Below are 25,337 nucleotides of genomic sequence, written 5' to 3' on the forward strand. Positions count from 1 at the left end.
AAGAAGAGCTGACAAAAGTAGCCAAAGCTGCGGGGCTTTCTGCGAAAAGCTTCATTTGAGGATCTAGGCTATTGAGTCCCCACCCTTTACCTGATTTCCTAAGAATGAACCAACCTTCGCTGATCTTGAAGATCTGCTGCCAGTCCTTTCGCTTTGGCTACTGATGTTTCTCTTCAAACTTTAAATGATTGCGGCACTTTCTAATGCCATGACCCCTGATAATTGGTCAGACAAGAAAACACTAGCTGGTATTTCTGCGACTAACCAGTCTCGGTAAGCTAAAAAGTGTTCTTCTTTCTGGCTGTGCGCTAATAAAAGGTTACAGCTAGATGCTACAAATTCTTTGATAAACGCAACATCAAGTGCTTCTTTTTCCGCTTCCTTTACAAGCAAGTTTAAGTAACGGTATTCGATGCCTTTGAACAATCCGATGTCGCCACCGTCTCCTTCATCGTTGAACACGCCGCCTTTAGCGATAACGTCAAAGGAAGTTTTGGCACAAGTGATTGCATCTTTCAGATATGACACGTCTTTTGTCACATGATAAAACTCAATCAATGCGCCAATATAGACCCCTTGGTTGTAAGTAAATTGCCATTGGACATCGATTTTTCCGTCACCATTTCGATTGATGCCATCTTCAACAAATTGAGTGTCTGGCTGTACCAAATATTTTTTCATCCACTCCAAGGTTTGCCGACTTGTTGTCAAATAGCGTTCATTGGCTTCAATTTGATACAGACGTAATGCTAGAATAATAATTGGTGCATTTACTGGCGTATTCTTATAATCTAATTGCGTGCGTTTCCAAGCAAATCCGCCATTCATATGGTCATTCCAAGCAGTATCAAAAATATCCAGACAAACTTCCCGGGCGTCAGCTAGATATTCCTCTTTCTTAGTCAATTCATACAAACGTAATCCAGCTAGCGCGTTCCACAACATGTCATCATAAAATTCGTGCAGCAATGTGTTGTGATTTCTTGCTTTATTGTAATGATAGGTTTCTTCTGCTTGCTGCAAGTAAGCCGTATCCTTGGTTCGCAGGTACGCATCAATACGTACATCCACTAAATGCGCGATCCACCAGTAATTGAAGGTTTCATTTTCTTTCTCATCCCGCAATGGATAAACATTGTTCATAAATTGTTCTTTGTTGTCTGTTTGATAGAAATAATCGATACTTGCTTGGGCAAGATCGGCATATTTGTTAAAATCGGTCATTCTCCTGATCCTTCTTTCAAAATTTTATCGCCTTGTTGTTGGGCATTTTTCAAGGCATCTTTGGCAGTTGTTTTTCCTGAGAAAACATTTTCAAGTTGTGGTACAAGGGCTAATTTTTCAACATCTGAATACCCCATAACCGTTGGACGAATTTTAGCAAAATTCATGGTTTCTACAAATGCTTTGTATTTGTCATTTTCAGTAAAGTAAGGATCTTGTGCGGCTTTTTTATTGGCTGGTAACCAAGTAGAAATTTTCGCGAATTCGACACCAATATCTGGGTTGGTTGTCCACCATTTAATAAAGTCCCAAGCGCCTTCTTGGTTTTTCGCTGCTTTAGGAATCACTAACCCGAAACCACCGGTCAATGCCCCTTTGTCCCCATTTGGTCCAGTTACTGGAGGAACTACCCCATAATCCAAGCCATCCACTTTGTCGTAGTCCGCCAATGCCCAAGGTCCGTTGTACGTCATTGCCACTTTACCTGCAGCAAAAGCATCTGAACCATCATTGAATCCTTGTTGGTAAACTTTTGCTTGATTCATTAATTGATCCCAGAAATCAAGCACTTTCATACCCGCTTCTGAATTGAAAGCAGTGGCAGTATTGTCTGCATTTAGCATCGTACCACCGGCTTGTTGCAACCACATATTGAACAAACCAACATCATCCAATGAAAAGCCCGCTTGGACTAATGTATTGCCGTCCCATTTCGTCGTTTTCTTCGCCACATCTAACAATTCATCCCAGGTTTTTGGTGGTTCAACCCCTGCTTCTTTCAACAACGTTTTATTGTAAAAGATCGAACGGTTATCTACTAAAAGTGGAATTCCGTATTGTTTATTGTCATATTGCATTTCTTTGACTGTTTCTTCATAAAAATCGTCCATACTGATGTTATCTTTTTTGATTAGGTCATCTAAATCCAATAGGGCATTTTTTTGCGCATACATTGCTGTATTGACACGATCCCACATGATCACATCAGGAATTTCGCCACCGGCCATCCCAGTGAGTAATTTTTCTTCCACGTTATCTTGCACTTTGTAAGTGACTTCATACTTATCTTGGCTGTCATTGTATTTGTCGATCAATTGGTTGAGCTGGTCAACTTGATCTCCACTCCAAGAGCCCCAGAAAGTGATTTTTTGTTTGCCGTTATCACTACTTGCCTGCTCCTTGCTGCCGCCGCAGGCCCCTAGCACTGTCATTGCAGCAATCAGCAGTAATCCTTTAATTACATTTTTCATAACATTCATTCCTCCATTTTTTATTTGATGCCGGCATCCGCCATGCCTTGTACATAGTTTCGTTGTGCAAAAATGAATAATACCAATACTGGTAGTGTTGCCAGAATCGTTCCTGCCATCAAAGGCCCATAATTCGTGTTGTAATTGTATTGGAAAGCGGCCAGCCCGACTTGAACCGTTTTCATCTCATCTGCATTTAAGACGATCATTGGCCACATAAAGGCATTCCAACCAGCTTGGAAAGTCATGATACCAAGTGTCGTCAATGCAGGTTTTGCTAGGGGGAAATAGACATTCCAGAAAATCTTGAACTCACTCGCACCATCGATTCGGGCACTTTCCCCCAATTCTTTCGGCAGTTGTTCAAAGAACTGTTTCATAAAGAAAATTGAGAAAGCCCCTGCCGCTCCGGGAAGCAAGATCGCCCAATAGGAGTTGATCAACCCTAGACCGCCGGTACCGGTCAGATCATTCCCACCGGCTAAAGGAAAGCCGCGAAGGACGATAAACGTTGGAATCATCGTCACAATACTAGGAACCATCATGGATGCCAAGAAAACAAGAAAGATCGGTTTTTTGCCTTTGAATTTCAACTGTCCAAAGGAATAACCCGCTAGAGAGCCAAAAAATAAGTTTGTCGCTACACCTCCAAGTGCCAAAATCAATGAATTTTTTAAGTAGTTTAAGAAAGGCATTGTTTCAAAAACTTCTTTATAGTGATCCCATGTAAAATGACTTGGTATCAATTGCATTGAACCACTTAATATCTCACTATCTGATTTAAAGGATGTGGATAAAGTCCAGAGAAACGGCAGAACCGTTGTCAAACTGATCAGAATCACTAAGCAATACCAGATAAAGGTCCGCATGTGTTTTGTTTTAGCCATCGTTCTTTCTCCTTTAGTTCGTCTCTGTGTTTGTCAGACGCATATTTACAAGTGAAAAGATAAAAATGATCAGGAACAAGATAAATGAAAGTGCCGACGCATACCCCATTTCCAGTCCGCCAAATCCTTTGTTGTAGATATAATAAACCAGTGTAATCGTAGAATTTCCCGGACCTCCTTGGGTCAGCATATACGCTTGGTCGAAAACTTGAAAAGCACCAATGATCAATTGTGTACTAACTAAAAATGTCGTTTTAGATAACTGAGGCCAGGTGATGTTCTTGAATTTTTGCCAAGCATTTGCCCCTTCAATATCGGCTGCTTCATAGAGTGCAGGATTGATTCCTTGTAAGCCAGCCAAGAAAATCATCATGTTCCCACCAAAGCTCATCCAAACACTCATGATGACGATTGCGGTCATCGCCCAATTTGAACTATACAGCCATGCTGGACCATTGATACCGATCAAACCAAGCAATTGATTCAATAATCCATATTGGGGATTCAATAACCAATACCAGATAGTTGCTGTGGCTACCGATGAACATAAGACCGGCAAGTAAAAAAATGTTCGGAAAAGACTTGTGGTCTTCATTTTGCGATTTAGCAGCATAGCTGCCGCAAGCGATACGACTAATCCCAATGGAACATACAATAATGTATACACGATGGTATTCTTTAAAGAAATGAAGAAATATTCATCTTGAAAGATCCGTGTAAAATTCTTTAAGCCAACCCAATGAGGACTTTCGATGATCGTGTAATCGGTAAAACTATAAAAAAGTGCCATCACTATTGGGACGATCGCAAAAACAATCAGTAAAAGAACAGGAATCAAAATGAACACATAGGCGATGTTCTGTTGTTCATTGATGCCTCTCTTTTTCTTTTTTACTAATTCCAAAATGGTAACCCCCTTATTAAATATAATATAAAACAATTTAATATATTAAATATCTTTACAACCGAATTATATACAATTGAAATACCCATGTCAACGGTTTCAAGGAAATAAATTTTAAGGAAATTGCTTGCTTTATTAATATAATATATTTAATATATATATAAATAGATCTTTTATTTATTGAGAAATGGAGGCGCATGCATGAGTAAACCCTTATATCAAACAATTTATGAAGAGCTGAAGCACCAGATAGAATCTGGCTTGGTAGCGGTCAATGATACATTACCAACGGAAAAAGATTTATCCGCTACCTATAGTGTCAGCACGATTACTGTAAAAAAAGCCTTGGACTTGTTAAAAGAAGATGGCTATATCGTCAGAAAACCGCGGAAAGGTTCTGTCGTAGTGATGAATAAAAAAGCCGAAATCGTGCCCAATAAACAGATTTTCGGCTTGGTCATTACGAATTTCACCGACTTTTTCGGCTCCCAGATCCTGCGTACCATCTTGGAAACAAATGCCGGAGATATCAACTTTATCGTCAAAATCAGTTATGGTGATCCCAACAAAGAAAACCATTTGATCCAAGAGCTGATCGAGATGGGGATCCAAGGCTTGATTTTGTTACCTACTTCATCGGAATATACTTCTCCTAAAATATTGGAATTGATTTCTAAAAACTTTCCGATCGTGGTTCTTGACCGGATGATGGCTAACCTGCCAATCTGTAGTGTCCAGACGGACAGCTTTATTGCAGCCAAAGAATTAACCAATTATCTCTTCACAAGAAAGCATGAAAAAATCGGCTTGATTACTTCAGATAGCAGTGTGTCAACCATTGATGAACGGGTCAACGGCTTTTTATCTGCTCACGTCGATGCCAATCGTGCCGTTAGTCAAACCCAGATTCTTTCACGCATCGATTCGGTGGTTCCTAGCTCTTCCCGTAGCATTGACGAAGACGTTGCGCTGATTGTCGAATTTCTTCAAAACAATCCCGAGATGACTGCACTTTTCACTACTGAATACAACATTGCTTTACTGGCAAAAAGTGCCATCGAAACATTGGGAAAACAAGTGCCGCAAGATTACTCAGTGGTCTGTTTCGATCATCCGACGGTCAATATTTTTGACTTGAATGCATTTATCTTCACTCATATCGAGCAAGATCAAACGGCCATCGGCAAACACGCCATCGAGCTTTTGCAAACAAAAATCGCTCATCCGGATACAATCGAAAAGATCAATCTTGGCTACCGCTTGATTGAAGGCGATTCCGTCCTACCTAAGCTATAATTATTGGAGATCTTACCCATAACGGATAAAAAAACACACCTCTCTTCTGACTCCTTAAAAGAATCAGAAAAGAGGTGTGTTTCTTAATTGGAACTGTGGAACTGTTTTATCTGCGGTTAAAACCCCTGCTAGTGCTCACTGGCGATGACTGCTGCTCTAGTAGGCATACCCGTTTGTGCACCTAATTTTTGCACCGAAAGGCCTGCCCCGCGATTGGCTAAAATGACCGCTTCTTTAAAGGACATGCCCTCGCTTAATGCGGCTGCTAAAATGCCATTGAAGGTATCTCCTGCTCCGGTCGTATCAACTACTGGCACTTTGCTTGATGGAACCGTCACGAGTTTGTCGGATTCAACGAAGCTGACTCCTTGACTCCCCCGCGTCACGATCAATCTAGTAGTGTGGGTTTGTTGCCAGGCAAGGATCGTTTCCTCCATTTCAGCTTCTGGAATTAGTTCTTTGCCAATCAATGCAGCAAACTCGGTTTCATTGGGCGTTAAGATATCGACATCAGGCAATAATTCTCCAACAATGTCATGATACGGCGCCGGATTCAGCAGTGTCGTTACCCCATTTTCTTTTGCAAGCTGCAACGCATACTGAAGTGTCTCCACCGGAATCTCGATTTGTACTAGCAAGACATCACTTTCTATGATCTGATGGGCTACCTGATCGACATACTCACGATCCACCAGTTCATTGGCACCGGAGATCACCGTGATACAATTATCTTGCGGTAACTTAAAGATGCTTGCGATCCCTGTAAAAATATTTTTTTCTTGTGCCACTGAACGGACATCCAGCTGCTCTTCACTTAAATGTTGATACACTTTTTCACCAAATGTATCTTGACCAATCTTTCCGAGAAATGTCGTCTTGCCGCCAAAACGGGCTGCCGCCACGGCTTGATTGGCTCCTTTTCCACCGACGAAATAATCGATTTGATCTCCGATGATCGTCTCCCCAACTTTTGGCATTCGCCCAGTCGTAATAACGATATCCATATTCACACTGCCCAAAACTGCTATCTTACCCACTTAATCACCTATTTCTTTTGTATATATAAAATGGGCCAAACGGTTCGCGACCCGTAATAGAAGTTGTATCAATCACCGAAAAACCAGCTTTTTCAAATAAATGCTGCATCGGTTTATTCGTATGGTTGGTCAGAGAATAAATCACATCCCCAGATTCACAAAAATCCTTTAGACAGCTCTCTAGCCAAGTAGTGCCAAAACCGTTCCCCATTTTCGATGCTTTTGTCACTAATCTGTGGATACATTTTGTATGTCCATTATACCCATGACTTTCTTCGCTTTCCAATGATTCCGAACAAAGAGTTCCTGTACTAACGATTTCGCCTGCTTCATTTTTATAGATCAGCAACTGTCTTTGAACAATGTCTCTTTCAATGATTTCCTTATTGGGGTAGTCATCCGTCCATTGACCAATCCCTTGGGTCTGCATCGTTCTTTTCGCCTCAACAAATAACTGCCAAATTTCCGCTAATTCTTCTTTGCGGGCATATACTAACTTTCCCATTGCTTTAATAAGGCAGAAGTAGTAAGGACAACACAACCACCAAGATAATTCCTACGATGGTCGGGACACTGGTCCGTTTCAGCAAACGAACAGGACTGACACCAATCGATGAAGAAACAATCATGACCACTGCGGCCACTGGTGAAATCGTCCGGGCTAAGTTGGCAATCATTTGCATTGGCAACGCAATCAAAATACCATCGATACCGGCTTTTTGAGCAATGTTAGGGATCAGTTCGATCACTGCGTAGAACATCGCTAATCCGCCACCACTCAAAATACCAAATAATGCTGTTGCACCACTAAAGATCAATGTTGTTAACACACCGGCAGATTGAGAGTTTTCAACCGCACTCATCAAGGAATCGATCACGCCAAGACTTTGAATCGCAGTGGTGAATAAAGAACCCCCAACTACCAACATTACAACTTGACTAAACCCTTGCCCCATTCCTTTAAATAATTCAACGGCACTTTCTTGGGCAATCTTGAATGATTTCTTACGGAACCCTTCAATAATCAAAGAAATAAAGAACGAGATCATCGTCAAGACAAAAATATCCATTGTCACATTCTCTCTAAAAATCCCGATAATTCCCACAATGATGATCAAAAGTAATGGCAACAATGGCAAAATTGCGTAAAAGGTCGGCACGACTTTTTCATCGGCTGCCCGTTCCACTTCTTTCATCTCAACAAAGGCATCGGCACCTTCTTTTTTATCGCAATAGGTTTGCCAAAAATAATGGACAACAGCCAAAATCAGCAAGGTTGGAATGGAGACTTTCGCATGATACAGCACATAAGTTAACACATTGTAATCCAATGTTTGGGCAGCGATCACATTGTCCGCCCCTAATGGCGTTGGCATGATGGTGGCAGTCATTGCAATGACACCAGCTGCCGTCATGGAAGAAATTCCGATACCTTGTAAGAGAGGATACAAAATAGCCATCAAAATAATTGCTAAACTAGAGGCACTCGGCACAACAAGAGACATCAAATTTCCTAACAAGAAAACGATTGGAATAAACAGCGCTTTCGATTTGATTTTCGTCATTGGTTTCACTAAAATATTGACTGCCTTTTGGTTGGCACCAATCAAGTTCATATAGCCGGAATAACCAAATAAAATCATGATTACCAATCCAGCAGAACTAACTTGAGAGATGATCGTATCTTTCAGTTTTAAAAAGATATCAAAAAAGGCTAAACCGGTTCCTTCACCTTCGGGATAGAGAGGATTTCCTAATGCCACCGATGCACACAACAAGACAATCGCGCCAATAATCAAAATGAGCGCTGGATTATAACTTTTAATAATAAAATAACCGACAATTCCTAAAACAACCAAAACTAAAATTGCTTGAATCATTTTTTCCCCTCCTATTTACACTGGCTGATCGCTTGTAAAAACCAGTCCTTGAATTTGTCTTCATCAACATCGACACAAACTCGGCAATTCTTGTCTTTCCCCAATTTATTGTTCAAATCAATGATAGTTGCGCCAGCAGTGTATTCACCTGCTGTTTCTACTGCCACAAAAGTTTCTTTGATGTCAAACATTTCCGGACAAAGCACATAGGCTAATGCACAACTGTCGTACATTTTTAACCCAGTACCAAAACTTCCTCCTCGGTATTTTTTGAAAAGGTGGTACATCATATCTCCGGTTTGATTCATGTCTTTGATTTTTTCACTGTCTTCTGGATAGACCAGTGCTTTTAATCCGACATCCAATGGTGCGACTGCGATTGAAAGTCCACTTTCAAAAACGATTTTGGCCGCTTCTGGATCAATCGCGATATTAAACTCTGATAAAATGCCAAAGTTTCCTCTGCCTAAGGCACCACCCATTAACACCAATTCTTCAATTCTTTCTTTGACTTCAGGATACGTTTTGAGCAATAGTGCAATATTGGTCAGTGGGCCAATTGCAATGATCGTCATCTTTTCTCCAGAAGCCATTAATGTGCGATGCATGGCTTCAACGGCGGTCTCTTCCAGTAGGTACTCGCGATTGGGTGCAGGAAACTCATACCCCGCCATTCCGGTCACACCATGAACATCACTGGCATCTTTTACCTCACGAAGCAAAGGTCCATCTGCCCCTTGTGCCACCGGAATGTTCATATCCCAGAATGTCAGCAATTTCAATATGTTTTCCGTCACATAATGGATGCCGACATTCCCAGCAACCGTCGTGATCAATTTCACGTCTAACTGATCACTGAACAAGCCAATGCCTAATGCTACTGCATCATCAATCCCCGGATCCGTATCAATAATCACTGCTTTTTTCATAAGTAAACCCCTTTCTTTTTATGATAAAACGTTTTATCAAATAACCAAAAAGAAAAACGCTTGATAAAACGTTTTATCATTTGTTCCCCCAAAGAATACCATTTATGTAAAGCGCTGTCAATCAAGAATTTCAAAATTCCTTCTTGAAGGAAACTGTCAGAGGGTGACCCAAGCAATCGTCTGCTAGCGAAGGACCTAGTCATGGATTAAGGCTGCCGATTGTTTGGGTCGCTTGTTTATGTTGCTGCGGAAGAACGGATGCCGACGCTGTTCTTTCGCACAATTTTAGGGGTTAATTGCAAATAACGTGGTGCTTTTTCTTCGATAGCAGATAGCAAGGAAGCCACTGCTTTTTCTCCTAAAACCGTCACGTCTTGTTCGACAGAAGTCAGGGGTACTTCTAATAAATCATTTAAAAACAAATTGTCATAGCCCACGATGGACATTTCTTCAGGAATGTTGATCCCTAGCTCTTTGGCTCTTTTCATGATTCCTAAAGCAATCAAATCATTTCCTGCTACAATACCAGTGATTTCTTGATTGTTCAAAAGCTGATCCGCTTTGTCATAGGCATCTTCAAATTGAAATTTTGTGACTACCCGCCAACTTTCTTGCTGAGGCAGTTGCGCTTCTTTTAAAGCATCCAGATACCCTTGGTAGCGATAAATGCAGTTGATATTTTTATCGGGATTCATCATGATGCCGATATTTTGGTGCCCATTATTGATTAATTCCATAGTCGCAAGGTAGCCGCCTTGGCGATTATTATAGAACACTTGCCCTACCGGAAAATTATCCAGCCCTCGATCAACCAGCACCAATGGTACGGAAATACTGCCTAAAAACTCTTTTAATTCTTCTTCGTAAGTATAGGATTCACTCGAAAGAGCTAATAGTAGGCCATCCACATTACGATCGATCAATAGTTGGATCAATTCTTTTTCGGCAGCAAAATGATCATTTGAATTGACTAGAATCAAAAGGTAACCAATTTTTCGCAATTGGTCTTCCAAAACTTTTGCTAATTGTGCAAAAAAAGGATTGTTGATGTCTGGTATGACCAATCCTATGGTATTCGTTTTGTTTAGCACTAAACTTTTTGCCGCAATATTAGGCGAATAATTGTTTTCTTTCGCTAATTGTTTGATCAGACGTTTTTTCTTTTCCGAGATGCGAATCGGTTTGTCATTTAAGACTTGTGAGACAGCAGCGATCGAGACGCCTACTTCTTCAGCGATATCTTTTAAGCGGATCTTCACTCTTCTTCTCCTCGCTTTCCTGTTTTTCTACGATTGTCCTCTCTATTTTAACATAGCTCTGATTATGTAAGAAATTCCTTGAAGGATTGGGTATTTTTACTGTTTCAAATCAACGTAGTTTACCTATAAAAAGGCTATTGCGGTTTTGAACTACCCCACGCTTGCTTGCTATCCAACAAAGACCGAACTCTCTTGATTTTCGAAAAGTCCGGTCCAGTTCTATCCTATTTTCGCTAATGATTAAAAATTGATTTTTATCCAATCGGCAAAGAGCTCGGGCCAACGAACCACCGAGTCTTCAATGGCGTGTGCGCCACCACTAACTGTTTCTTTGGTTCCCAGACTTAGACCGTGACCGCCTCTCGGGAAAATATGCAATTCATAAGGCACCTCATGGCTGCGGAGCTGTTGCGCAAACAGCAGACTGTTTTCTGCTGGTACTAGCCCATCTTCCAATGTGTGCCACAAAAATGTCGGCGGTGTGTTTTGACTGACTTTTTTTTCAAGGGAAAGCTGCTCTTTTTGTTCTTCATAAGCATCCCCTAAAAGGGCGCGGAAAGAGCCTTCATGGGCAAATTCCCCACTCGAAAGAACGGGATAACTTAACAACAACCCATTCGGACGCCATTCGTGATTGGCTCCTGACAATGTTTCTGCTAAAAAGGCTTCTTGCCAAAACACCCCCAGACTAGCGGCTAAGTGGCCCCCAGCTGAAAAGCCGGCAACGATGATTTTCTTTGGATCAACGTGCCACTGTGTATGATTTTGGCGAATCAACTGAACACTCGCTGCCAGCTCCTGCAAGGCTAATGGGTACACATTCGGTTTGATACTGTAATGTAAAACAAACGCCTGAAAGCCAAAACTCATCATTTTGACAGCGATAGGTTCTGCTTCGCGATCCGACAAAAACTCATAGCCTCCGCCAGGACAGATAATGACCGCCGGACGCAAACGGTCCTGCTCCATCTCTTCAGAGTTCTCAATGACATAAGTAGTCAATGTGGCTTGACTGCCAGAAAGTGGTTGGATAACTTCATGGATCATAGTGATTGCCTCATTTCATGATTATTTTAAACACAATGGGTTCATGGGTCTTGATGGGACAGTCGATAAGCAGACCCTCTGTCGTTACTTGCCAAGATATTGGTGTCTCTTCATAGCCAAGAATGCTTACCTCTTTGATGATACCATGAAATTCTGGTAAGTTCTGATCAACTGATTTAGCAAGCGAACGAATCCGTGCCTGTCCATTTTCGGGACAAACCATACCAATAGCATACAATGCTGCCCCTCGAACCGTAAAGCGAAAATCTTCGCTGGTATAGTCGGTTACTTGGGCTTCTTGAAACTGACCAGATCGGATTTTTGTCGGTCCTTCCCCGGCTTTGCGCCAAGGTTTGGTTTCATAGATGGCTTCCCCGTTGCGCGTCAACCATTCACCAATCGCTTGCAGAATTTCTCGGTCCCTTGCAGGAATCGTGCCATCGGCTTTCGGTCCCACATTCAATAATAGATTGCCGTTTTTGCTGACTACTTCGATCAAGTCATGAAGGATCTCGTTGCTTTCTTTGTAATCCAATGATGTCGTATAGCACCATGAATTGCGGGCAATCGCCGTATCTGTTTGCCAATAAAAAGGCTGTGGGTCAGCAAATTTCCCGCGCTCAATCTCAACGATGCCACTGCCAAACATCATTGCATCATGTTTGTAACAGATCCCGACCTTCTTTCCCCATTCCACGCCACGGTTGTAATAGTAAGCGGCAAACTGCTGCAAATAGGGCTTAAACGCATCGTGCTGGATCCACCAATCAAAATACAACAATTCTGGTTGATACCGATCGACTAATTCGCAGGTGCGCAACAACCAATCCTCTAAAAATTCAGTTGAAGGATAAGGTTTGCTGAACAAGTCCTGATTGTCTGGTTCAGGCATGGCTGGCCAATAAAAATCGCCTTTGACTAACGGCTCTTTGATATCACTGGCAAATTCTTTGCTGTGCCCCATGAAAAACCAATGTTCCCCCCGATGAGAAGAAGTACAGAAATGCAGATTATTGGCTTCGATGGCTGTTTTTAAATGACCGAGAATGTCTTTTTTAGGCCCCATCTCCACTGCATTCCAGTGAGACAAGTCACTTTGATACATTTGAAAGCCATCATGATGTTCTGCTACCGGAAAAACATATTTTGCCCCCGACGCTTTAAAGAGTACCGCCCATTCATCGGCTGAAAAGTTATCTGCAGTAAACATGGGGATAAAATCTTGATAACCGAAGTCTGCTTGTCGGCCATAGGTTTCTTGATGATGGACAAACTCCGGCGAGCCTTGAATGTACATATTGCGGGAATACCATTCATTGTTGAAAGCTGGTACACTGTATAATCCCCAATGGATAAAAAGCCCAAATTTCGCTTTACTGAACCATTCAGGCAACTGAAAGGTGCCCAATGATGCCCAGTTCGGGAAAAACGGACCTTGATTTGCAACACGATCAATGGTTTGCAAGGTGATCATTGACTCACCTTACTTTCTACTGTTTCCAGCCATGTTTTTGCAATCAAGACGTGACCGGCTAATGACGGATGGACCCGATCACTGCTTAAAACGTAGGAAGATTGCTGCGTTAAAAAACGATCGATCTCTTGTTGCACATCCCCATAGGGCAGCTGGTATTCTTGTGCTAACCGTTGTACCACTTCTTGATACTTAGCCAGATAACACCGCATTGGATCTTGCTGGTTTTGTTCTACCATAAAGGGTGCCAACAAAATGATCCCTTTGACATGAGGGAGTGTCCTTTCAAGCAACGAACGATAAACGATCTCAAATTGACTCACATCTACGAGCGGTGCTTGGCAAAATATTCCGTCAAAATGTCGCCAAACATCGTTGATACCAATCATGATCGTTACCCAATCCGGTTGAAACTCCAAGACATCTGTTTGCCAACGCTGTTCCAATTCGAGAATGGTATCGCCGCTGTTCCCCCGATTGACAACCATGAATTCTTGTTCCGGCAATAGACCAGTGGTATAGGCGTTGATCAAATTGACATAGCCCTCCCCCCATGACCCCCAGCCAGCAGGGATCGCCTCTCGATTTCGATTGCTGTCTGTGATTGAATCGCCAACAAACAATAAGCGATCCTTCTTTGTTGTTAACATAGTTTCATTCCTTTCGCTAAGCAAAAAAGATCGACCGTTACATAAGTGGCCGATCTTTTTTAGCTGATCTCTCACATCGTCCTTCAGTATTGACTAGTGCTTGATTTTCCTGTTAATGCTACTCATTAATCGGCGTCACCAAACTCTTTAGCTACTTGTTCCCGTTTGGCATTTTGATCTTTGGCATTGGCCATATCAAACTCTAGAACCGTTTGATAACCTAAGCCATCGGCGGTTTTTTGCATTTCTTTCAGTAAGCTGTTGAATTCCGCTTCATCTTTTGCGAAGACCATTTTCCATGAATATTCCACGATGGTTGATTTGGCTTGATTCCGCAACGTAGATATTTCGGAAGAATCTTCGGGAGCCACATAACTGGCCCCTGGTGCCACCGCCAGTTGGTCATGACTTTCCAAATATTCGATGGTTGACTGCGCATTGTCCATATTCTTAGACCAGTCTTCTTTGACCGGATCTGTCATTTCTTTTTGGTAACTATCCCACATCGTGTAGGCATAAGGGAATCCAGTATCTGGGTTCGTGTCGATCGGTAAAACCGTGTTGACATTCAATGCCGAAACACCATCTTTATACGTGCCGCCGCCATACTCTTCCGGTACATCGCCATTGCCGTCTAACAATGCTTTTTTACCAAAATCAGTCAATACAGGTTCGCCGTCTTTCATCTCCCAAGTCAATCCTTCAGGACCACTGCTACCGCTAGTTTGAGAAGAGTTGGCTAACACACCTTCTGAAGAATACAGCCAGTCGATAAATGCTGCGATTCGTTCTGGGTCTTCTGCATTTGAACCGATACCGATAAATTGTTTGCCACCATAGACTTCGGCCCCGTAAGAAAATACCGTTTGGTCTTGAATCGGTACCATCATAAAGCCTTTTCCAGCATCCAAATTCGTCGTAGTGTTGAAAGCAGCTTGCCCCAACCATGGCCACCAAGAAAACAGCACTTGGCCATCTTGGAATTTGGCAAACAATGTATCATAGTTTTGGGTAGTTGATTCTGGATCGATCAATCCCATTTGATTTGCTTGATAGTAAAATTTCAGCGCCCGAATATATTCGGAGTTGCTATCTAAAATGCTTTGATAATCAGATCCATCCGCTTTTGCTAATGCAAAACCAAGTTCGTCATAGCCATAATAAGTGACCAACTGTTTGCCAGCGTTCATCATATTGCCATCCCAGTCGCCAAACAATGAGAAACCGTAAACTTTTTTACCGGAATCTGTCGTTGGGTGGTCTTCTTGCATCTTTTGAATAACTGGCAATAAGTCTTCTAGGGTTTTCACATCAGGATAGCCTTGTTCCCCATAGAAATCCCAGCGGAGATAAGCGCCAAAGGTTGGATCCAAGCCCTCGGAAGGATCCGTTGATTTCAATGTTGAAACAGACGTAGGAAAACCATAGATTCCATCGGCATCTTTGTTTAGATTTTGAACAGCGGCATCAAAGCGGCTGACGTTTTTCATGTCTTTGTAATAATCGCTGGCATCTGCCAACAATCCGGCTTCGACTAATTCATTGTATTGCTGCCCATTGTCGACAATGATCAAGTCGCCTAAGTCTCCGGCAGCTGTTCTGGTTTGATAGAGTGTATCGCCGTTTCCTGCCACATTCGGAGCAATCACATTTAATTCCATATTGAACTTATCTTTGACGATTTTAGCAAACCAGCCTTCTTGAACACCCATATAGTTCGCTAGTCCATCGTAGACATCAATAGTGATGGTTTTGTCGTATTTGCCATCACTTGACGCCGCATCTTTTGCATCAGATGAACCGCCGCATGCGGATAACGCCCCCAACAAAGTGACACCCAAAAGACCAGTTGTTAGATATTTGGACATTTTTTTCATTTCGTTCCCTCTTTCTTTTATTAGCCTTTGACCGCGCCCAACATAATCCCTTTGACAAAATATTTTTGGAACAGCGGGTAAATAAACATAATCGGTAGAACTACAATCACGGAAACGGTCATTCGAATCGAAGTTGGTGTTTGTGTCGTGGCAGCAGAAGCGATGCTCGACAAGGATCCAGACGTGTTTTTGACCATTTGTGCCAGCGAATTGGCTTGATTGATATAGGTATAAAGAAGATATTGCAGTGAATATAGACTTTGATCGGTGATATACACCAATGTATCTTGAAATGAGTTCCACTGTCCAACAGCAGAGAAAATTGCAACAGTTGCCAAGATTGGGGTACAGTTTGGCAAGATCACGCGAAAGAATACTTGAATGATGCCAGCGCCATCCATCTCAGCTGCTTCCTGTAATGATTTAGGAATCGATTCGATATAGGTTTTGACAAGAATGATATTAAAGGGCTGTACGATTGCGGGTAAAATATACACCCAGAAGCTATTGGTTAAGCCTAACGTTTTCATAGTAATGAATAACGGAATCAATCCGGCGTTGAAGTACATGGTGATCACGACGAAGCGATACCAAAATTTGCGTTTCCACATTTTTTCTTGGGTAAACATAAATCCTAAAAAGGCAGAGGCTAAGACCGTTGCTGCCGTTCCGATCACTGTTCGGGCAACGGAAACAGTCGCAGCTAGCGGCAGTCCTTTTAGTTGTAATACCTGACTATAATTCTCCAAATGGATTCCTTCAGGAAAGAAGCGGATTTGGCCTAAGGAACTCAATTCGTTATTACTGATCGAATTGATGATCAAGTAATAGAAAGGATAGGCACAGATCAATGTGATCACGATGAAAAAACTGTAGTTGATCAACGTGAATAGAACATCTTCTTTTGTTCGGATCGGTTTTGCTTTTTTCTTGGTGCTGATTGATAATTCCATCAAATGCTCTCCTTTCTAGATAATCGACGTGCCGCGGATTTTTTTTGAAGCGCCATTGACGATGGCCAACAAAGCGACTGAGATGACGCTTTTCAGCATACTGATTGCTGTGGCAAGGGACAGGCTATTGCCTCCTAAACCTAAGTTGTAAACGTAGAGATCAAGCACTTGGATATGATTTTTGTTGAAGGCATTTTGGAAGACAAAGTATTGATCCATTCCGTTGTTCAAGAGATTGGCGATAGACAGCATCAACATGACCAAAAAAGTTGGCAGCAATGCCGGTAATGTAATATGACGCATCAGATGGAAGCGATTCGCACCATCGATCCGTGCCGATTCATAAAGCTCGGGATCAATGCCGGAAATGCCTGCTAAGTACATGATGGCGCCCCAGCCTAACCCTTTCCAAATATTCCATAGGCACATCATCAGCCATGTATGGTTGTCGCTATCTAAAAATTTCAGCGGGTCTGTGATGAATCCCCACTCCTGTAAAAGTGTGTTGACCAATCCTGTTGAAGAAAATAAACTAAATGCAATTGTATAGACTAAGACCCAACTGATGAAATTTGGCAATGTCGTCAACGTTTGAACGAGATTTTTAAACCATTTGCATTTGATTTCATTCAGTAAAATCGCGAAACCAACCGGTAAAATCGAAGTGGCGATTCCCAAAAAGCTCATTGCAAAGGTATTTTTCATCACTTGGACGATCTGGTCGACCTGTGTTTGACTAGAAACCAGCATCCGGAACCAACGTAAGCCAACAAACTCGCTGCGGGCTAACCCTAAAGCCGGCTTGTAATCATACAATGAATAGATCCAGCCATGCAGTGGAAAATAAGCAAATAAGAAAACCAGGATCAAAAAAGGTAGAATACATAAAAACATGATTTTCCCTTCGCGACTGATTCGCTTGTTCGGTCGGGCAGCCCCCTTCTTCCTTAATTCCATTTTCTTCCTCCTTTCTTTTGTAACCGCTTTACACATTTATACTAGCACCGGCAGAAACGTTTGCCACCCGACAAAAATAGAGTTCTATCCGTAAATTTTAGTCATCCTTTTTGAGAGATTTGACAAAAACATTGATAAATCAACGATTACAGCTATTAACACTCAGTTGATAAGGCTTTCATAAAATGGCTTTTCCGAGTAATATAAGGATAGTTTCAAAAGGAGGACAACAATATGAAATACAATCCCGATGGTCAATTATATAAGATCACTACTGTTTTTTCACAATTTATTCTTTTAAATGTGCTTTACTTGCTCTTTTGTCTGCCAGTGGTGACAATCGGTGCAGCCACCTCTGCACTCTTTGAAGTGACGCTTCGCTATGCAGACGACGAACGTGGCGAATTGATTGCTGGTTTCCTACGGGCGTTTCGTGCCAATTGGAAAAAGGCAACCGGTGCATTTGTACTATTAGGACTACCCATTGCTGCTTTAATCTATAGTGGGTTCTTCTGGTTTTCTGGTGGAACCTTCCTAACAAGTATTATTGCCGTGATCTCCTTTGTCAGCAGCGGCTATTTTTTCCTAGTATTGGTCTACAGTCTGGCACTGTTTGGCCGCTTTGAAAATACCTTTAAACAAACGATCAAAAACGCTTTTTTATTGCCTTTGGCTGAAATGGTGCGTTCTCTAGGGTTACTATTGATCCCCATCACCCTCTTTTGTCTGGTCGTTTTATTCCCACTGTTCAAATTGCTCTTTGCGTTATTTGGCTTTGCATTCGCTATGTATTGCAGTTCGTTCTTGTTGCTCGCTGTCTTTCGCCATCAACGATCATGAAGCGATTCACTCCTTTTTCGCTTTTTCGCCGGCTAAGTCAGTTTTCGATTCGCAAGCAGCTCTTCATTCTCTATTTGCCAGTCGTTTTTTTATCTACGGTTACGATTGGTTTGCTGCTGGTGTATGATTCCACCAAGCAACTGACTGGAAACTATCAGCATTTGGCAGCTTTGAATGCCCAACGGGTCAAGTCGGTGCTGTTCGATACCACAACGACACTCTTTAACACCGCCAGTTCACTATCCAATGATACCCATTTGCGGGAACTGCTGACTGAGAATTATCCCGAAGAACAAGCGGCGATCACCGCCATCAGCGACTATGACAACATCGATGAAATCAGAAACTTGCAGACTGCGATTGCCAGTTTAACGATCTATACAACAAATACGACAATCCCACATTACAAATACTTTCAACCGTTAGATGACACCTTGAAAAAGAGTTCGTGGTATCAGCGAGCGCTAAAACAGCCAGATGCATTTTTGATGACATTACCCAAAGAGCATAAAGCCAACCGTTTGGCCCTTTACAAAATCCTGCCGTTGCCGCTATCACAGGAAACAGCAGTCCTGGAAATCGTTGTTGACTATAACTATTTGAGTAATCGTCTGCGAAATGCTTCCTACGAACTGGAACTGCAGTTGAATGACGATGTGATGTTTTACAGTGATGTGATCAAGCAAGTAGGACAACCTGTTCGCTTTCATACGGATAGTCTTTCACCAGCTGAAACTTTTCTAAAAAATGAAGGCTCCCATGTTCTATTGGCTAAAAATTCATTGACGATGAGCAATAAAGAGGACACCCTTACGATTTATTCCGCCGATCCAGAGGCTTACAGCAGCTTACGAACAAACTTGATTCGCTGGAGTACGATCGTCGTGGCGGTATTGCTGACCACCTTTTTGATCGTCTTTTTATTCGCCCGCTTTTTTACGACCCGGATTCGTCAATTGCAGCAAGCGGTCTACCATGCTGCCATCGAGAATTATGACTTCTTTCAAAATATTAGCGGCGAAGATGAAATCTCACAGATTTCACTGGACTTCCATAAAATCATTCAGCGCATCAAAAAAAATGAAGAAGAAATCTACCGTGCCCGTCTCGCCCAACAAGAATTGTTGACCCAACAACAGCAGATGGAATTCAACATCCTAGCAGGACAGATCAATCCTCACTTTTTATTCAACACACTGGAGACAATTCGGATGATGGCACTGACCTCTGGGAATTCAGATGTAGTCTACGCTATCAAATTATTAGCAAAATCGATGCGTTATACCTTAGAAGCCCATGGAACGAAACTCACAAGTTTAGAAGAATCATTGGATGCCGTCCATGTGTACGTTAAGATTCAACGAATGCGCTTTGGGGAACGAGTCAATTTTTCTTATGCGGTCTCCAATGAGATTGATCAACAAGAAATGCAGATTTTACCGCTGCTGATTCAGCCATTGGTGGAAAATGCGATTTCTCATGGACTGGAAGGCATCACTTATCCTGGGTTTATTCGTTTGACTATCACCAAAGAAGGCCATGATGTAGTGATTGTCGTTCAAGACAACGGGAGTGGGATTCCGCCGCAAAAGCTCAAGCAACTACAGAAAAAAATTCAGACCCCTTCCACGTATGCCAAACGAAATATCGGCTTGGCCAATGTCAATCATCGGGTCAAAATGTTTTATGGCGCGGACTATGGTTTAACCATCGAAAGCGTCAGCAACAGCGGCACCCAAGTGACACTGCGAATTCATGACCTAACTACTCGATAAAAAAGCCAGACAAAAGACAAGCGAATCATGCGCCCAACGTATAACGGGTACATGATTCGCTTTTACTTATTTCTTGGTTATTGTCACGCTTTTGGGTGATGGAATAGGCAAGAACTTCATTTAAACCTGTAAACCTGCTAGCGGCTTTTTCTCAAGCTTCGATCGCTATCGCTACTTGTTGATGCGGCATCTCAGAGACGGCATAGAAGCCAACCATGATGCCAGTGAAGACGCCTCCCACCTCAGTCGTTAAATACTTCGTTTCACCGCTTCCTACTAAATGCTGGGTTTGCGCGTGATCAAAATAGCTGAAACGATACTGGTTTTTATCCCCTTCAATCAGCAGGCAAATGTGCGCACCATCATAAGGAAGAGCTGCTTCTACTTTCCATAATGAACCGATTTGGCGTCGCAAAAGGATTTGATTTCCTTGGGGACTCGTTTCTAAAGCGATCTCGTAATGATGGGTCGCATTTAGGAAAACAGTCATGCCGGTTTCCCCCGCCGTCAGTTTTTGACAATCGAAATCCGCCATAAAATGCTGTTCTAATGCTGTCTGCCGCTGAAAGACGACCGCCATCTTTTTCTGGTCTGACAAACTGGCAGCATTCGGCTGCAGTAAAAAACCACTGGCAGTTGATTGAATCAGTGACGGATCCCATTCAAACATTGTGACCCAATCGGGATCCGTAGGGGCCACCTGAGAGACCTCTGTTTCAATGAGCAGCGTTTCTGGCAAATGGCCACCATCGCCAAAGATCGGCCATTCTCCTGACCAATCGACTGGCAGCAGACAAGTTTCACGGCCAAGGAGATGGCGTAAAGGATAGCTGATAGGACGAACCGCCAAACAGACGCCCCACCATTGGCCTGTGGTATCTTGCACCAGATCCGCATGTCCGGCAGCTTGCAGCGGCAAGTTGCTGCTGCGATTCGTCATTACCGGATTCATCGGGCAGTCTTCATAGGGCCCTTCAATTTGGCGACTGCGGGCCATCGTCAGCATATGCCCATAAGAAGTTCCCCCTTCTGAAATCAGCAAATAGTAATACCCATCTTTTTTATACAGGTGGGGACCTTCAGGATCTGCTGCACCGCTGCCCGTCCAAATGTTTTGCCGCTCCCCTAATTTTCCACTGGTCAAATCAATTTTCCGCAGATAAATTTCTTTATGGGTGCCTAGGTAATAACATTGACCATCATCGTCTTTAAAGATTGTCGGATCAATTCCCGGGGTATCTAACCAGATAGGTTGTGACCATTCTCCGAAAATGTCATCTGTCCAAATCAGAAAATTTCCTTCCTCTGCGCCATTGTCTCCAACATTGGTACAAACGATATAAAACCGTTGATCGATGTAGCGAATGGTTGGCGCGTATAGGCCAAAGGCATTCGGCATCTTGGTAGACAGGCGAAGCTGTTGCGGGCGGCTGATCCCATGGCTGATCAATGTCCAATCAGTCAAATTACGACTATGATAAATCGGCAGTCCGGGGAAATATTCAAAGGTACTGGTGACAAGGTAATAATCAGCGCCGACACGACAAATACTAGGATCAGGATGAAAGCCTGGTAATATGGGATTCTTGATTGTTCGCTTTGTCATTGACTACTCCTTGATGGTTGTTGAATTTGCAGTAAGGGAATAGGCTCGCATACCTGCTGCCGTATGAATCCGCAATTCTGCTTGCTGGATCCCTGTGAGTTCAACTTCGATGGTTTCTTGTTTCTTGACTACTTTGACAGCTCCCACCTGTTGCCCTAAATGATCATAGACCTCTGCTGAGCTCTGGCTCTGCAAATCGAATAGGTGAATGATTGGCTGTTGCGTATAATCGTAGACCGCTTGCGACTGATCGTGGCCTTCAATGATGATTTGGTTTGGCCGAACCAGTAATGGCAGATGGAAGTAGTCAACGGTCTCTTGATACCATTGGCCTCCTTGATAAGCTTTACCGGTCAAAAAGTCGATCCAGTTGCCAGAAGCTTTGGGTACATAGAAAGAAACCCTTCCTTCCTCATTAAAAATTGGCACAACTAAGAGGTTTTCTCCTAGCATATACTGGCGATCCAATTGATGGGTCATTTCATCTTCAGGAAATTCCAAAACCATCGCCCGCATCATCGGCACGCCTGTCGCGGCTGTCAACACCGACTGTGCTTGCAAATAGGGCATCAGTGACAGTTTTAGTTTCGTAAAGGCCCGCGACACGGCCACGGCTTCTTCATCGTAGACCCATGGCACTTTGTATTCCCAACTGCCGTGGTAGCGGCTATGGGAGGAAAGCAAACCAAATTGTGTCCAACGTTTATAAAGATCCGGAGTGGATCCCGCTTCAAATCCGGAAATATCATGACTCCAATAGCCAAAACCTCCCAGACCAAAAGATAATCCTGCCCGCAACGATTCCGCCATTGAAGGGTAATCGGAGGTACTATCCCCGCCCCAATGGACCGGCAATCGTTGGGAACCAACAGAAGCAGCTCGCGCAAAGACGATGGCTTCCTCTGGCCCTTTGACTTCTTTCAACAGATCAAAAACCACTTGGTTGTATAAATACGCATAGTAATTGTGCATTTTTTCCGGATCAGAGCCATCATAGTAAACGGCATCTGTAGGGATTCGTTCACCGAAATCGGTCTTGAAGCAATCCACCCCCATTGCCAGCAATGCGCGTAATTTACTGTTATACCAAGTCACTGCTTCTGGATTGGTGAAGTCTACCACGGCTAATCCGGCTTGCCATTTGTCCCACTGCCAGACATCGCCATTCTCTCGTTTCAAGAAATAACCATTGGCCATACCTTCATCGAAAAGCGGCGATTTTTGGCCAATATAAGGATTGATCCAGACACAGATCTTTAGTCCTTTCGCTTTTAGTCGCTGCAGCATTTTTTCCGGCTCGGGAAATGTTCGCTCATCCCAAGTAAAGTTGCACCATTCGTATTCCTTCATCCAGAGACAATCAAAATGGAAGACTTCCAGTGGAATATCTCTTTCCGCCATGCCATCAACAAATGAGGTGACGGTTTGTTCATCGTAGTCTGTTAAGAATGACGTACTCAACCACAAACCAAAGGACCAAGCTGGTGGCCGAGACGGTTTTCCAGTTAAATCGGTATACCGCTGGATAACTTGTTTCATGTCGTCACCAGCAATCACAAAGTATTGGATCGATTGTCCGGGATTACTGAACTGGACCCGTGAAACCTTTTCACTACCGATCTCAAATTCCACTCGATCCGGTGAATTGACAAAAATACCATAGCCTTTATTGCTTAAATAAAAGGGAATATTTTTATAGGCTTGTTCCGTCCCTGTGCCGCCGTCAGCATTCCAGATTGAAACACTTTGGCCGTTTTTAACAAAATTCGTAAATCGTTCCCCTAACCCATAGATGGTTTCTCCCACGCCTAGAGTCAATTGTTCACTAATATGGGTGTGGCCTTTAGGATCGATCACTACAGCTTTGCTTCGAGGTTTGCTTTGGGTGATCAACTGCCCTTTGTAGTAAAAATCGGTGGAAAGCGTTTCGCCTTTAGTGATCACCACCCGCAGATCGCCGGATTGAAACGAATAAGAAGCCTCTTCCTCGGTAATCACTGGATCGACTGCCTCGGTGAATAAGTCAAATTCCGGTGCTTTTGCTTGGACGCCTTTGTAATTGTACATGGTGACGCCAATGATATTGCTTCGTGGTGTCGTGATTTCCATGGTCAACAGACCACCGTCCAACGTCGCTCCTTTATGTCCGACATAGCTGTAAGGCATATAGAGGACTAATTTATCCTCCAGTTTGTGTGCATCATAGACATGAACAGCAAATCTCACTTCATATCCTTCACGGAATAACCATCCGCCATCTGAAAATTTCATGCGTTTCCTCCTTGTTCAATCAAATATCGTGCGCCTAACAATCCTGAATCGTTTTGGTACAAACACGTTTCAATGGGTACTGAAAAATCTGGCCAATGGGGATTTTTGTTCAGTGCCTCTTGGATCAATGGGAGCAGCCGTGGTTCTGTACTGATTCCACCGCCAATCAAAATCTTTTCTGGGTTCATGGTAACGGCGAGATTGTATACGGCTAATGCCACATAATCAGCCCAATGGGTGATGATTCGCTGCGTCTCTGGTTCCTGCCATTCCTCCATGATCTTTTCTCCGAGAATCGGCTGCTCTGCTGGAATCTGTTTTTCCCGCCGATAGGCATCGATCAGACCTCTAGTCGAAGCGAGATCATGCAATGTCTTGAAAGAAGACGTTTGAAAATCGGTGATCATCATGCCGAATTCCCCGGCGCGAAAACCTGCGCCATGAATGATTTTTCGGTCTTGGATCAATGCACCACCGATGCCAGTTCCCAATGTAAGCAAAACAAAATCCTGCACTTCTTTCGCATTTCCAAAAGCCAGTTCTGCTAACGCCGCACAGTTGGCATCATTCTCGATCCAAATCGGGTAATGGGTCGACAACCGCTGCTGCAGTTCTTGCAAAATATTGCAGCCATGGAGGGGCGTCAGCGCACCTGCCATGATTGCAACGCCACTTGTGGGATCAATAAACCCCGGAAAACTTAGTCCGATTCCGGTAACAATTATTTTTTCTTCGACTTCAGTGATTTTTGTGACCAAAGCAGCAAAAAAAGCGTCCATCGTCTCATTCGGTGTCGGAAATTTCCCCCGCTCAAGCCACTGTCCTTTGCGGTCAAACACCCCGTACTTGATATAGGTTCCCCCTACATCAAAACACAGCTCCCCTTTTTCCATTTCATCCCTCCATTCAAAAAGCGCTTACACGTTCATTTAAATTATACAAAAGGGAAGATTGAACGCCTACCAAATAATTTAGTCTTTCTTACCCTAAAAAATAGAGGTCAGCCAGACAATTGGACACTCACAGAAAAGACAAAGAAAGAAGGACTGTGCCATAAGTCACCATCCAACAAGTGAAACCGAATCATAGTCTATTACTGTGGATTCCTCGGACTTTTGCGACGAGGAATCTATAGCAATACTAGTTACTGTTCGGATGTTACTTGTCGGAGACTTATGCCACAGTCCCTTTTCGAATAAACGGTTAGAAGTAACTTCTTCG

Annotated in this window: 21 protein-coding genes; 3 read left to right on the forward strand and 18 right to left on the reverse strand. The window is 42.9% G+C overall.

Annotation, left to right across the window (positions count from 1 at the left end; translation table 11 throughout):
- Positions 1 to 180: 180 nt before the first annotated feature.
- From Q0A12_RS03835 to Q0A12_RS03850, 4 genes are read right to left on the reverse strand one after another with little or no spacing between them, the layout of a single operon-like run.
- Positions 181 to 1,224: a glycoside hydrolase family 76 protein gene (locus Q0A12_RS03835; protein WP_291291356.1), complete on the reverse strand. Its 1,044-nt coding sequence runs from the start codon at positions 1,222 to 1,224 to the stop codon at positions 181 to 183.
- Positions 1,221 to 2,474: an ABC transporter substrate-binding protein gene (locus Q0A12_RS03840; RefSeq protein ID WP_291291357.1), complete on the reverse strand. Its 1,254-nt coding sequence runs from the start codon at positions 2,472 to 2,474 to the stop codon at positions 1,221 to 1,223. Before Q0A12_RS03840 ends, Q0A12_RS03835 begins: the two co-directional genes overlap by 4 nt.
- 20 nt (positions 2,475 to 2,494) lie before the next feature.
- Positions 2,495 to 3,361, reverse strand: coding sequence for a carbohydrate ABC transporter permease (locus tag Q0A12_RS03845; RefSeq protein ID WP_060814412.1), 867 nt, complete (start codon positions 3,359 to 3,361; stop codon positions 2,495 to 2,497).
- Positions 3,362 to 3,374: 13 nt separating this feature from the next.
- Positions 3,375 to 4,265 (reverse strand): sugar ABC transporter permease, encoded by an 891-nt coding sequence (locus Q0A12_RS03850; RefSeq protein WP_291291358.1) that lies wholly within the window; start codon positions 4,263 to 4,265, stop codon positions 3,375 to 3,377.
- 201 nt (positions 4,266 to 4,466) lie between these two features.
- On the opposite strand from Q0A12_RS03850, the gene Q0A12_RS03855 reads away from it, so the two are divergent.
- Positions 4,467 to 5,561 carry a substrate-binding domain-containing protein gene (locus tag Q0A12_RS03855; RefSeq protein WP_291291359.1) on the forward strand — a complete coding sequence of 365 codons (1,095 nt, stop codon included), beginning with the start codon at positions 4,467 to 4,469 and terminating at the stop codon, positions 5,559 to 5,561.
- A 128-nt stretch (positions 5,562 to 5,689) separates the two neighbouring features.
- On the opposite strand, the gene rbsK is transcribed toward Q0A12_RS03855, so the two are convergent.
- The 11 genes from rbsK to Q0A12_RS03910 form a co-directional block, all read right to left on the reverse strand.
- Positions 5,690 to 6,598: a ribokinase gene (rbsK, locus tag Q0A12_RS03860; protein ID WP_291291360.1), complete on the reverse strand. Its 909-nt coding sequence runs from the start codon at positions 6,596 to 6,598 to the stop codon at positions 5,690 to 5,692.
- 4 nt (positions 6,599 to 6,602) lie between these two features.
- Positions 6,603 to 7,103, reverse strand: coding sequence for a GNAT family N-acetyltransferase (locus Q0A12_RS03865; RefSeq protein ID WP_060814409.1), 501 nt, complete (start codon positions 7,101 to 7,103; stop codon positions 6,603 to 6,605).
- Between the two features lie 4 nt (positions 7,104 to 7,107).
- Positions 7,108 to 8,478 (reverse strand): C4-dicarboxylate transporter DcuC, encoded by a 1,371-nt coding sequence (gene dcuC / locus Q0A12_RS03870; protein ID WP_291291361.1) that lies wholly within the window; start codon positions 8,476 to 8,478, stop codon positions 7,108 to 7,110.
- A gap of 11 nt (positions 8,479 to 8,489) precedes the next feature.
- Positions 8,490 to 9,407: a ribonucleoside hydrolase RihC gene (rihC, locus tag Q0A12_RS03875; protein ID WP_291291362.1), complete on the reverse strand. Its 918-nt coding sequence runs from the start codon at positions 9,405 to 9,407 to the stop codon at positions 8,490 to 8,492.
- A 236-nt stretch (positions 9,408 to 9,643) separates the two neighbouring features.
- Complete coding sequence (locus Q0A12_RS03880; protein WP_291291363.1) at positions 9,644 to 10,666, reverse strand: LacI family DNA-binding transcriptional regulator; 1,023 nt, start codon at positions 10,664 to 10,666, stop codon at positions 9,644 to 9,646.
- Between the two features lie 240 nt (positions 10,667 to 10,906).
- On the reverse strand, positions 10,907 to 11,713 hold the full coding sequence (locus Q0A12_RS03885; RefSeq protein ID WP_291291364.1) for an alpha/beta hydrolase: 807 nt from the start codon (positions 11,711 to 11,713) through the stop codon (positions 10,907 to 10,909).
- 10 nt (positions 11,714 to 11,723) lie between these two features.
- A complete protein-coding gene (locus tag Q0A12_RS03890) occupies positions 11,724 to 13,187 on the reverse strand; it encodes an alpha-L-fucosidase (RefSeq protein WP_291291365.1) in 1,464 nt (487 codons plus the stop codon).
- Positions 13,184 to 13,837, reverse strand: a complete 654-nt coding sequence (locus Q0A12_RS03895) for an SGNH/GDSL hydrolase family protein (protein ID WP_291291366.1) — start codon at positions 13,835 to 13,837, stop codon at positions 13,184 to 13,186. Before Q0A12_RS03895 ends, Q0A12_RS03890 begins: the two co-directional genes overlap by 4 nt.
- A 125-nt stretch (positions 13,838 to 13,962) precedes the next feature.
- Positions 13,963 to 15,714 (reverse strand): ABC transporter substrate-binding protein, encoded by a 1,752-nt coding sequence (locus Q0A12_RS03900; protein ID WP_291291367.1) that lies wholly within the window; start codon positions 15,712 to 15,714, stop codon positions 13,963 to 13,965.
- A 20-nt stretch (positions 15,715 to 15,734) separates the two neighbouring features.
- Positions 15,735 to 16,667, reverse strand: a complete 933-nt coding sequence (locus Q0A12_RS03905; protein ID WP_060814401.1) for a carbohydrate ABC transporter permease — start codon at positions 16,665 to 16,667, stop codon at positions 15,735 to 15,737.
- Positions 16,668 to 16,682: 15 nt separating this feature from the next.
- Complete coding sequence (locus tag Q0A12_RS03910; protein ID WP_291291368.1) at positions 16,683 to 17,624, reverse strand: ABC transporter permease subunit; 942 nt, start codon at positions 17,622 to 17,624, stop codon at positions 16,683 to 16,685.
- 234 nt (positions 17,625 to 17,858) lie between these two features.
- Here Q0A12_RS03910 and Q0A12_RS03915 point away from each other — a divergent pair, with 234 nt between their 5' ends.
- Positions 17,859 to 18,464 (forward strand): DUF624 domain-containing protein, encoded by a 606-nt coding sequence (locus Q0A12_RS03915; RefSeq protein WP_291291369.1) that lies wholly within the window; start codon positions 17,859 to 17,861, stop codon positions 18,462 to 18,464.
- A complete protein-coding gene (locus tag Q0A12_RS03920; RefSeq protein WP_291291370.1) occupies positions 18,461 to 20,239 on the forward strand; it encodes a histidine kinase in 1,779 nt (592 codons plus the stop codon). Before Q0A12_RS03915 ends, Q0A12_RS03920 begins: the two co-directional genes overlap by 4 nt.
- A gap of 151 nt (positions 20,240 to 20,390) precedes the next feature.
- Here the strand turns inward: Q0A12_RS03920 and Q0A12_RS03925 are convergent, their stop codons facing one another.
- The 3 genes from Q0A12_RS03925 to Q0A12_RS03935 are packed head-to-tail and all read right to left on the reverse strand — an operon-like array spanning position 20,391 to position 25,009.
- Entirely contained in the window at positions 20,391 to 21,845 is a 1,455-nt protein-coding gene (locus tag Q0A12_RS03925) for a glycoside hydrolase family 43 protein (protein ID WP_291291371.1), read from the reverse strand.
- A 3-nt stretch (positions 21,846 to 21,848) separates the two neighbouring features.
- The gene (yicI, locus tag Q0A12_RS03930; RefSeq protein WP_291291372.1) at positions 21,849 to 24,116 is read right to left on the reverse strand and encodes an alpha-xylosidase; all 2,268 of its coding nucleotides are present in this window, start codon (positions 24,114 to 24,116) and stop codon (positions 21,849 to 21,851) included.
- A complete protein-coding gene (locus Q0A12_RS03935) occupies positions 24,113 to 25,009 on the reverse strand; it encodes an ROK family protein (protein WP_291291373.1) in 897 nt (298 codons plus the stop codon). The genes yicI and Q0A12_RS03935 overlap by 4 nt, the downstream gene beginning before the upstream one ends.
- Positions 25,010 to 25,337 lie beyond the last annotated feature (328 nt).

Origin of the sequence: Enterococcus sp., from assembly GCF_022711995.1 — a bacterium.
Taxonomy (GTDB): Bacteria; Bacillota; Bacilli; order Lactobacillales; family Enterococcaceae; genus Enterococcus_D.